This is a genomic window from Rhodococcus yananensis (genome assembly GCF_020515525.1).
In the GTDB taxonomy this organism is placed as follows: Bacteria; Actinomycetota; Actinomycetes; order Mycobacteriales; family Mycobacteriaceae; genus Rhodococcus; species Rhodococcus yananensis.
On sequence record NZ_JAIYEP010000052.1, the window covers coordinates 22,936 to 32,983 of the forward strand.

General features: G+C 67.1%; 9 protein-coding genes. 7 read left to right on the top strand and 2 right to left on the bottom strand.

Annotated features, from left to right (window positions below; all coding sequences use genetic code 11):
* Positions 1 to 301: 301 nt before the first annotated feature.
* The 3 genes from LDQ05_RS13520 (at position 302) to LDQ05_RS13530 (ending at position 3,926) form a co-directional block, all read left to right on the top strand.
* Positions 302 to 1,543, top strand: coding sequence for a glycoside hydrolase family 183 protein (locus LDQ05_RS13520; protein WP_226437480.1), 1,242 nt, complete (start codon positions 302 to 304; stop codon positions 1,541 to 1,543).
* 81 nt (positions 1,544 to 1,624) lie between these two features.
* Positions 1,625 to 2,890: an aspartate kinase gene (locus LDQ05_RS13525; protein WP_226437481.1), complete on the top strand. Its 1,266-nt coding sequence runs from the start codon at positions 1,625 to 1,627 to the stop codon at positions 2,888 to 2,890.
* A 4-nt stretch (positions 2,891 to 2,894) separates the two neighbouring features.
* Positions 2,895 to 3,926, top strand: coding sequence for an aspartate-semialdehyde dehydrogenase (locus LDQ05_RS13530; protein WP_226437482.1), 1,032 nt, complete (start codon positions 2,895 to 2,897; stop codon positions 3,924 to 3,926).
* Between the two features lie 83 nt (positions 3,927 to 4,009).
* Here the strand turns inward: LDQ05_RS13530 and LDQ05_RS13535 are convergent, their stop codons facing one another.
* On the bottom strand, positions 4,010 to 4,492 hold the full coding sequence (locus LDQ05_RS13535; RefSeq protein WP_226437483.1) for a MaoC family dehydratase: 483 nt from the start codon (positions 4,490 to 4,492) through the stop codon (positions 4,010 to 4,012).
* A gap of 157 nt (positions 4,493 to 4,649) precedes the next feature.
* Between LDQ05_RS13535 and LDQ05_RS13540 the strand changes: the two genes are divergently transcribed.
* The 3 genes from LDQ05_RS13540 to LDQ05_RS13550 are packed head-to-tail and all read left to right on the top strand — an operon-like array spanning position 4,650 to position 7,371.
* Complete coding sequence (locus LDQ05_RS13540; protein WP_372461106.1) at positions 4,650 to 5,246, top strand: TetR/AcrR family transcriptional regulator; 597 nt, start codon at positions 4,650 to 4,652, stop codon at positions 5,244 to 5,246.
* Positions 5,243 to 6,739, top strand: a complete 1,497-nt coding sequence (locus tag LDQ05_RS13545; RefSeq protein ID WP_226437485.1) for a flavin-containing monooxygenase — start codon at positions 5,243 to 5,245, stop codon at positions 6,737 to 6,739. Before LDQ05_RS13540 ends, LDQ05_RS13545 begins: the two co-directional genes overlap by 4 nt.
* Positions 6,739 to 7,371 carry an acetoacetate decarboxylase family protein gene (locus tag LDQ05_RS13550; RefSeq protein WP_226437486.1) on the top strand — a complete coding sequence of 211 codons (633 nt, stop codon included), beginning with the start codon at positions 6,739 to 6,741 and terminating at the stop codon, positions 7,369 to 7,371. The genes LDQ05_RS13545 and LDQ05_RS13550 overlap by 1 nt, the downstream gene beginning before the upstream one ends.
* A gap of 13 nt (positions 7,372 to 7,384) precedes the next feature.
* Here the strand turns inward: LDQ05_RS13550 and LDQ05_RS13555 are convergent, their stop codons facing one another.
* Complete coding sequence (locus LDQ05_RS13555) at positions 7,385 to 8,191, bottom strand: DUF5602 domain-containing protein (RefSeq protein ID WP_226437487.1); 807 nt, start codon at positions 8,189 to 8,191, stop codon at positions 7,385 to 7,387.
* 356 nt (positions 8,192 to 8,547) lie between these two features.
* Here LDQ05_RS13555 and LDQ05_RS13560 point away from each other — a divergent pair, with 356 nt between their 5' ends.
* A complete protein-coding gene (locus LDQ05_RS13560) occupies positions 8,548 to 10,005 on the top strand; it encodes a catalase (protein ID WP_226437488.1) in 1,458 nt (485 codons plus the stop codon).
* The last annotated feature ends 43 nt before the right edge of the window (positions 10,006 to 10,048 follow it).

Here is a 10,048-nt window from a genome sequence, read left to right on the forward strand (position 1 = left end):
ACCGGCGCGTCGAAACCCCGCGACGGGAAGCCGGTCTGATCAGATCCCGCCGCGGCGGCCGAGGAGAAGCGCGCGCTGCATGCCATGCAGTGTAACGCGGGATCGGGCGGTTCGCGCCCGGGGTGCCGGTCCGGATGTGCCGGAACGTCGGCGCGGGGGTGCGACGCGGGGGCGCAGGACGTTCGTGATAGAACCGATACCCGAGATCTCCGTGTTACCCCCGCCTCAACGGATAACCTCCCCAATCGTACACTCGAGCAACGTGCGTAACAGCAGTAACAGCTGGAGGTCGGGGAGAGACATGGTCGTACGTCGGTGGAGAACCGGAACTGTCGGGATCTGCGCGCTCGCGCTGTCGCTGTGCGCACCGGTTTTCGTACCGGCCACCGCGCACGCCGAACCCTGCGGCCACAGCAGCCCCGGGAGCAGCGGTCTCAGTGCGGACGGAGGTTCCCAGTCGTCGGGCCGGCCGTCGCAGAACGACCAGCGGGCACTTCCCTCTGCGGGCTCCGGTCCCGCCCGCACCGTCGCCTGGGTCACCGGCGTGCACAGCGCCAACCGCACGCACGACAGATTCACCGTGTCGGGTACCGACCTCGGGATCATGTGGGACAACGGCGCCACCGGAGCCGACCGTCGCGTCCTCATGGCGTTCGGAGACACCTTCGGCGACTGCTCCCTCCCGGGTGAGCAGTGGCGCCACAACATCATCATGCGCAGTGCCGACACCGACCTGTCGGACGGAATCGACATCCTCGACCCGGTCCCCGGCGACATCCACTCCGGAACGTCGTTGTTGCCCGGCACCTCGGATTTCTCGCGCGACCTCGTCGGAAGCCTCGCCGTCGACGGCGTCGAGAAGACCGTCATCCCCACGGCCGGCATCGCCGTCGACGGCATCCAGTACCTCAACCTCATGTCCGTCCGGAAGTGGGGAGGCAACGGGGAGTGGTGGACCAACGCGTCGATGATCGCAACGTCCGCGGACAACGGGGAGAGCTGGGAGCTGCGCCCGGAGACGGTGCGCGTCAACGTGCCCGTCGAGGTTCCCGGTGTCGAGCAGGTCTCCACCGGTAACGAGAACTTCCAGCAGCACGCGTACCTGAAACACGACGGGTACGTGTACGACTACGGGACCCCGCAGGGCCGATTCGGTGCGGCGTTCCTGTCGAGGGTGCCGGAGAAGCAGATCCTCGACCTCGCGGCGTACGAGTACTGGGACGGTGGCGTCTGGGTGCCCGGTGCCCCCGACCGCGCCGTTCCCATCGTGCCGCCGACGGTCGGCGAGCTCTCCGTGCACTACACCGGCGACAAGTTCGTGATGCTCTACGGCAGCGAGCAGGCCGCGGGGATCGAGATTCGCACCAGTGCGTCTCCGGAGGGGCCGTGGAGCCCGCCCACGAAGGTCGTCGACAGCGAGCGGCTCGGCGGCGGGATGTACGCCCCGTTCATCCATCCGTGGTCGTCCGGCAACGACATCTATTTCACCGCCTCACGCTGGAGCGATTACAACGTGATGCTGTTGCACACCACCGTGCCCTGACAGGGCGGGCCCAGCGGCGATCGCCGGCATCGGTAAGCTGGTACCTCGGACTTGCACCCAAGACCCCGGAGGTTCGCCAGCGTGGCACTCGTCGTCCAGAAGTACGGAGGATCATCGGTCTCGTCGGCCGAGCGGATCCGGCGCGTCGCTGAGAGGATCGTCGAGACCAAGAAGGCGGGCAACGACGTCGTCGTGGTCGTCTCGGCGATGGGCGACACGACGGACGAACTCCTCGACCTCGCGCAGCAGGTCTGCCCCGCCCCGCCCGCCCGCGAAATGGACATGCTGCTCACCTCCGGTGAACGCATCTCCAACGCGCTGGTCGCGATGGCCATCCACTCGCTCGGCGCGCAGGCTCGGTCGTTCACCGGCTCCCAGGCCGGAGTCATCACGACCGGAAGCCACGGCAAGGCGAAGATCATCGATGTCACCCCGGGCCGCGTCCGCGCGGCACTCGACGAGGGCAACATCGTGCTCGTCGCCGGATTCCAGGGCGTGAGCCAGGACAGCAAGGACATCACGACGCTCGGTCGCGGCGGTTCCGACACGACGGCCGTCGCGCTCGCCGCGGCACTGAACGCCGACGTCTGCGAGATCTACACCGACGTCGACGGCGTGTTCACCGCCGACCCGCGCATCGTCAAGGACGCGCAGCGGCTCGACAAGGTGTCGTTCGAGGAGATGCTCGAACTCGCCGCGTGCGGCGCGAAGGTCCTGATGCTGCGCTGCGTCGAGTACGCACGCCGCTACAACGTGCCCGTGCACGTTCGTTCGTCGTACACCACCAAGCCCGGCACAGTGGTGACCGGATCGATGGAGGACATCCCCGTGGAAGAGGCCCTGATCACCGGCGTTGCTCACGACCGCAGCGAAGCGAAGATCACCGTCGTCGGCCTGCCCGACACGCCCGGCTACGCGGCGAAGGTGTTCCGCGCCGTCGCCGAGGCCGAGATCAACATCGACATGGTCCTGCAGAACATCTCCAAGGTGGAGACCGGCAAGACCGACATCACGTTCACGCTGCCGACGTCCGACGGTCCGCGCGCCGTCGAACTGCTCACCAAGCAGCAGGACGAGATCGGCTTCACCCAGGTGTTGTTCGACGACCACATCGGCAAGGTCTCCCTCGTCGGTGCCGGCATGAAGAGCCACCCCGGCGTGACCGCGAAGTTCTGCGAGGCACTCGCCGACGCCGGAATCAACATCGACCTCATCTCGACCTCCGAGATCCGCATCTCGGTGCTGGTCGACGACACCGAACTCGACGACGCGGTGCGTGCCCTGCACGCCGCGTTCGACCTCGGCGGCGAAGAAGAAGCCGTCGTCCACGCCGGAACGGGACGGTAGAGACATGACCACCATCGCAGTCGTAGGTGCCACCGGCCAGGTCGGCATCGTCATGCGCACGCTTCTCGAGGAGCGCAACTTCCCCGCCGACAAGGTGAGGTTCTTCGCGTCGGCCCGCTCGGCCGGCAAGAAGCTGCCGTTCCGGGGCGAGGAGATCGTCGTCGAGGACGCCTCCGCGACCTCCGACGAGGATCTGGCGGGCATCGACATCGCGTTGTTCTCGGCGGGGGGGACGCTGTCGCGGGAGCAGGCCCCGCGCTTCGCCGCGGCCGGCGCGACCGTCGTCGACAACTCGTCCGCGTGGCGCAAGGATCCCGAGGTCCCCCTCGTGGTCAGCGAGGTGAACCCGGAGGACGCGAAGAATCCGCCCAAGGGCATCATCGCCAACCCCAACTGCACGACGATGGCTGCGATGCCGGTGCTGAAGGCGCTGCACGACGAGGCAGGTCTGCGCCGCCTCATCGTGTCCAGCTACCAGGCCGTCTCCGGTAGCGGCGTCGCCGGTGTCGACGAGTTGCTCGGTCAGGTCCGGGCCGTGATCGGCGATGCCGACAAGCTCGTCCACGACGGCAGCGCCGTGGACTTCCCGGCGCCCGACAAGTACGTCGCGCCCATCGCGTTCAATGTGCTTCCGCTGGCGGGAGCGCTCGTCGACGACGGCTCGGGTGAGACCGACGAGGACCAGAAGCTGCGCAACGAGTCGCGCAAGATCCTGGGCCTGCCGGATCTGCTCGTGTCGGGCACGTGCGTGCGTGTTCCGGTCGTGACCGGTCACTCGCTGTCCATCAACGCAGAGTTCGACCGTCCGCTGTCGGTCGAGCGCGCGCAGGAGCTGCTCGCGAACGCCCCCGGCGTCCAGCTCGTCGACGTCCCGACCCCGCTCGCGGCAGCCGGTAAGGACCTGTCGCAGGTGGGTCGTATCCGTCAGGACCCGGGTGTGCCCGAGGGGCGCGGTCTCGCCCTGTTCGTGGCTGGTGACAACCTGCGCAAGGGCGCGGCGTTGAACACCATCCAGATCGCGGAACTCCTCGTCTAGACACCCCTGCTTCCACCGAGCGAACGGTACCTTCGATCGAACGGATCGATCGAAGGTACCGTTCGCTCATGTGGGGGTGGACGTCACTCGTACAGACGGTAGACGGCCTCGACGACCACGGCCGGACGGTCGCTGCCCTCGAGTTCGATCTTTCCGTCGACGACGATCTGCACGCCACCGCCCGGCAGCTCGTCGAGCGACGCGAGGGTCGCGTCGAGCCGGACACGGCCACCTGCGGGCACCGGATTCGTGAACCGCACCTTGTTGATCCCGTAGTTCAGCGCGAGCGTCACGCTGTCGACTTTCAGCACCTCGTACCACATCGGGATGATGAGCGAGAGTGTCAGGTAGCCGTGGGCGATGGGACCGCCGAACGGGCTCTCCGCGGCGGCGCGATCGGGATCGACGTGGATCCACTGGTGATCGTCGGTGGCATCGGCGAAGGTGTCGATGCGGCCTTGCCCGATCGTGATCCACGAGCTGAGCCCGAGGGGTTCACCGACGTGAGCTGCGAGTTCGGCAAGATCGGCGACATGGGTTCCGGTGGTGGTTTCGGTGGACGTCATGGACCCTCCTGTGGGCTCGGTTCCTGAGCGCGCGTATGGAATTCTGCTCGTGATCGGGCTCGGGTTGTGCCGGTTGGGTCTCGATGTCGTCTCGAATGTCGTACACATGGACACCTTGTTACGAACAGTCTGGACTGTTTGTAAGTTCGGGATTACGATCCGTGACGTGACCCACGACACCGTCGGCGTCGCGTCCGGTACCCGACGGACCCAGGCGCAGCGCACCGCCGCGACGCGCGCCAAGTTGCTCGACGCCGCGATCGAATCCCTCGTCGACCTCGGCTACGCCCGCACCAGCACCCAGGGCATCGCGCACCGGGCAGGCGTCTCGCGGGGTGCTCAACTCCACCATTTCCCGACCAAGGAATCCCTGGTGGTCGCAGCGGTGGGGCACCTCGTCGACAAACGACTCGCCGAGATCGTGGAGGCGCGCCCCGACCCCGAGTGCGGCGTCGAGACGCTGATGGATGCGTTCTCCGGACCGCTCTTCCACGCCGCACTGGAACTGTGGGTTGCCGCGCGCACCGAGCCCGCGCTCCACGAGGCGCTGATCCCACTGGAACGGAAGGTGTCCGACGCCCTGACTCGCGGTGCCGCCGAGATCATGGGCGAACGGATGTCCCCGGACGCCATCGCCCTCAGCATCGAACTGGCGCGCGGCCTCGCGGTGTCGGCGCTGATGCGCACACCCGAATCCGACCGTGAACTCCGGGAGCATCTCCTCCCGATATGGAAGGCCTCGGTGATGAAGTGACTGCGACGCCGCTACCCGCCCACGTCCGCGTTCTCGTCGTCGGTGCGGGGTTCGGTGGTATCGGGATGGCCGCGACACTCCTGCGCGACGACCCCGCCGCCGACGTCCTCGTGATCGAACGCGGCGACGACGTCGGCGGTACCTGGCGGGTCAACACCTACCCCGGCGCCGCCTGCGACGTCCCCAGCGCGCTGTACTCGTTCTCGTTCGCACCGGAGCCCGACTGGTCGCGCGCACACGGCACCGGGTCCGAGATCCTCGGGTACCTGCGCCGGGTCGCCCGGGAGCACGGTGTCGCCGACCGGACCATCGTCGATTGCGAACTGCTGGACGCTCGTTGGGATCCCGACCGCACCCGTTGGGCTGTCGAGACCTCGCGCGGCGCGCTGACCGCCGACGTGCTGGTGACCGCGACGGGCGCGCTCTCGACTCCTGCGGTGCCGAAGGTTCCGGGTGCGGAACTGTTCCGCGGCCGGATGTTCCACTCCGCGGAATGGGATCACGGGTGCGACCTGACCGGAAGGAAGGTCGCCGTGATCGGGACGGGTGCCTCGGCGATCCAGTTCGTTCCCGAGATCGTCGACCGGGTCGGTCATCTCACGCTGTTCCAGCGGACGGCGTCATGGGTCATGCCCAAACGTGACCATCGCATCGCCCGCCCGGTCCGCGCCCTGTACCGGAGGCTCCCGTGGACACAGAAAGTGGTGCGCGGGTTGGTGTACGGGCAGAAGGAAGCCTACGTGGTGGGCATGACGAAGCCCCTCGCTCGACGATATATGCTGCCGCTCTTCGAGAAACGTGCCCGATCCGTGCTGCGGTCACAGGTGCGTGATCGGGATCTGAGGGCGCGACTCACGCCGGATTTCGCCATCACGTGCAAGCGGATCCTGCTCTCCGACGACTGGTTCCCGGCAATCACGCGACCGCACGTGACGGTGGTGTCGTCGGCGCTGTCGGCGGTGACCGAGGAAGGAGTCGTCGACGACGCGGGCCGCGAGTACCCGGCCGACGTCATCATCTTCGGGACGGGATTCACTCCCACGGAACCACCTGTCGCGCATCGGATCCGAGGTGTCGATGGTCGCACGCTCGCCGAGGCGTGGAACGGCAGCCCCGCAGCGTACCTGGGGATCAGCGTGCACGGCTTCCCGAATCTGTTCCTGATGTACGGACCCAACACGAATCTCGGGCACAGTTCGATCGTGTACATGCTCGAGTCGCAGGCCGCGTACATCGCCGACGCCCTGCGTGTCATGTCGGTGCGGCACCTGGATGCGGTGGAGGTGCGTGCGGACGTCCAGCGACGCTACATCGCCGAACTCGACCCCGCGCTGGCGGGAACGGTGTGGAACGCCGGCGGCTGCAACAGCTGGTACCTGGACGCCACCGGACGCAACTCGGTGATGTGGCCGACGTTCACGTGGAGATATCGGTCCCGCACGAAGGAATTCGACGCGCACAGCTTCGCGTCCCGACCACGTGGTGGCCGTTGATGTGGAGCGTGCCCGAGAGCCGTGACGATTGCGCCCACCGGCCGGTGTCGCCACCACCGCCGTGGCCCGCGACCGTGCGCGCGACCCTGTGGTGGCACCGGAGCACCGCCGATGCGGCCGACCACGGACCTGGAGGGGCGACGATCCCCGTGACCCTGGCGATGGTGGTGGACTACCTGGACTCGCCGGTCGGGCCGTACCGCGAGATTCTCGCCAGTCCGGTGTTGCGCCGCGGGCTCGTCCCCGCGATGGCGGTGCCGTTCATCGCCGTCGACTCGGCACCGTCGGTGCACGGCGGGCGCGAACACTGGCTGTTGCCGAAGGTGCTCGCATCCTTCACCGGGGACGTGCTCGGATCGTTCTGCGCGACCGGCGACACCTGGAGGGTGGCGACTCGGGCGGCCCCACGCGGACCGCGGCTGCCGATCGCGGGGAGGCTCGCTTTCGCGCAACCGGCACCCGGGCGCGCGACGTCACGGGGAGTCGCGCGCCTGCGCGGCCGGTTCCGGTACGCGCGGGTCGTCGTCGACGCGGACGGGCCGACGCTGTCGCGGTGGCTCCGTCCCGGTACCCACCGGGGCATCGTCATCGACTCGGGTCGCATGACCACGGGGCCGGCGCGGGTGCGGTGACCGGCGTCGACGATCAACTCGCCTCGCGCGGGGTGAGCCCACCGAGTTCGACCACGTATTCCTGTTCGGCGTCGTCCCAGGTCACCGAGTAGGTGGTCGGGTACAGGCCGGTGTACTGGTAGGCGGCCGGTTGCCCGAGTTCCTCGTGCAGTTCCGGACGGGACTGCAGCCACTCGCGCGTCATCATCGGTTCGACGAAGATGTGGCGCCCGTCCCACGTCCCGTGCAGGACAGTCTCGGTGAAACGGTGGTCGTGCTGCGTACCGTCGAGCCAGTGCAGTCCCATCCGGGGAACGGTGCCGAACAGCGGATCGTTGCCGGGTTCGTATCCCTCGGGCAGATACTTCGGGTCGGGGAGGCGGGGCGCCTTCTCGAGATAGCCGGGCACGAAGGGGTCGATGGTGTCGACGGTGGCGGTGTCGACCATGTAGAAGTGCACGTCGACGTGCGGGACGTCGAACCCGTGCTGGGCATCGTGGCCGTGGGAATTCCAGTCGAGGGTGACGTGATCGAACACCGTCGCGTCGGCCTGCCCCGGAAGACCCAGGACGAAGTCGTCGGTGGTGGGCAGCGGCCCGATCGGCAGCGAGTCCAGCGCGACGGCGTCGAATCGTACGCCGACCGCGGTCGGACTGCCGGTGTCGTCGAGCGTGACGTACGTGTGTGCCGATCCGCCGCCGAACGCGATCGGGTCGCCGTCGACGACCGTCGGCAGGCCACCGCCGTGCGCGGCGGTGGTGGCGGTGGTGAGCAGTGCGCACACCCCGACCGACACGGCGACGGCGCGTCGGGTGCGGCGCTTCGGCAGTCGAATACCCATGTACCGTCCTGTGATCCGGTGAACCGTGGTGTCGGTGACCGATACCTCCGACGGATCGCATGCTATTACCGGAACGGTGGGAGGCGGGGCGGGAAGCGTGAATCGTGATGTTCGGATCGCGCTGTCGGGGCATGTGGAGTTCGCGGGGCGCGAGGACTTTCGACCCCGTTTTCTTGACCTGTTCAAGAAAAGGTGATGGAGTGTGATCGTGACCACAACGTACCGGATGGTCGAGGGGCGATCCGGTGCACCTCGGCCACCCGTCGCCGCCCAGCCCCCGGCGACGGGCGACAACTTCATCTTGCACTTCGAGTGAATGCACGCTCACGGCATCGAACGCACACGAAGGGACGACAATGACCCAGGACAAGCTGACGACCGGCGCAGGTGCCCCCGTACCCGACAACCAGAACGTGATCACGGCCGGGCCGCGAGGCCCCCAGTTGCTCCAGGACGTCTGGTTCCTCGAGAAACTCGCCCACTTCGACCGCGAGGTGATCCCCGAACGCCGTATGCACGCGAAGGGGTCCGGCGCGTACGGCACGTTCACGGTCACGAACGACATCACGAAGTACACGAAGGCGAAGATCTTCTCCGAGGTCGGTAAGAAGACCGAATTGTTTGCGCGGTTCTCGACGGTGGCCGGCGAACGCGGTGCCGCCGACGCCGAACGTGACATCCGCGGATTCGCCGTCAAGTTCTACACCGAGGAAGGCAACTGGGACCTCGTCGGTAACAACACCCCGGTCTTCTTCTTCCGCGATCCGCTGAAGTTCCCCGACCTCAACCACGCGGTCAAACGCGATCCGCGGACCAACCTGCGGAGCCCGAACAACAACTGGGACTTCTGGAGCAGCCTTCCCGAATCCCTGCACCAGGTCACCATCGTCATGAGCGACCGTGGGATTCCGGCGTCGTATCGGCACATGCACGGATTCGGCTCGCACACCTTCAGCTTCATCAACGACGCGGGCGAGCGATTCTGGGTGAAGTTCCACCATCGCTGCCAGCAGGGAATCGAGAACCTCACCGATGCCGAGGCCGCCGACCTGGTCGGTGCCGACCGGGAGAGCCATCAGCGCGACCTCTTCGACGCGATCGAGGCGGGGAACTTCCCCAAGTGGAAGTTGTGCGTGCAGATCATGCCGGAGGCCGATGCCGCGAAGGTGCCCTACCATCCCTTCGACCTGACGAAGGTGTGGCCCAAGGGCGACTACCCGCTCATCGAGGTCGGTGAGTGGGAACTCAACCGCAACCCCGACAACTATTTCGCGGACGTCGAGCAGGCCGCGTTCAATCCCGCCCACGTCGTGCCGGGCATCAGCTTCTCACCCGACAAGATGTTGCAGGGTCGGCTCTTCTCGTACGGTGACGCACAGCGGTACCGACTGGGGGTCAATCACTTCCAGATCCCCGTCAACGCCCCGCGCAACGGCGCCAACAGCTTCCACCGCGACGGTGCGATGCGCGTCGACGGCAATCAGGGCGGCAAGTTGCACTACGAACCGAACAGCTACGGGATCTGGCAGGAGCAGCAGGAGTATCGCAATCCGCCGCAGGCGGTCGGGGATGTCGCGGACTCGTGGAACTTCCGCGAGGACGACGACAACTACTTCTCGCAGCCGCGGGCGCTGTTCAACCTGATGAGCGATGCGCAGAAGCAGGCTCTGTTCGAGAACACCGCGCGCGCCATCGACGGTGCGGAGGACATCGTCGTGCAGCGGCACATCGACAACTGCACGCAGTGCGATCCCGCCTACGGTGAAGGCGTCGCGAAGGCGATCGCGGCGCTCAAGGGTGCGAAGTCGGGCTGAGAACGACGACGACGGGGGTCCTCGGCCGCGCACGGCCGAGGAC

Excerpts from the sequence above, each read along its gene's own strand:
- LDQ05_RS13535 (WP_226437483.1), bottom strand. The coding sequence starts at position 4,492 with ATGACGTCCACCGAAACCACCACCGGAACCCATGTCGCCGATCTTGCC.
- LDQ05_RS13520 (WP_226437480.1), top strand. The coding sequence starts at position 302 with ATGGTCGTACGTCGGTGGAGAACCGGAACTGTCGGGATCTGCGCGCTC.
- LDQ05_RS13530 (WP_226437482.1), top strand. The coding sequence starts at position 2,895 with ATGACCACCATCGCAGTCGTAGGTGCCACCGGCCAGGTCGGCATCGTC.
- LDQ05_RS13560 (WP_226437488.1), top strand. The coding sequence starts at position 8,548 with ATGACCCAGGACAAGCTGACGACCGGCGCAGGTGCCCCCGTACCCGAC.
- LDQ05_RS13555 (WP_226437487.1), bottom strand. The coding sequence starts at position 8,191 with ATGGGTATTCGACTGCCGAAGCGCCGCACCCGACGCGCCGTCGCCGTG.
- LDQ05_RS13550 (WP_226437486.1), top strand. The coding sequence starts at position 6,739 with ATGTGGAGCGTGCCCGAGAGCCGTGACGATTGCGCCCACCGGCCGGTG.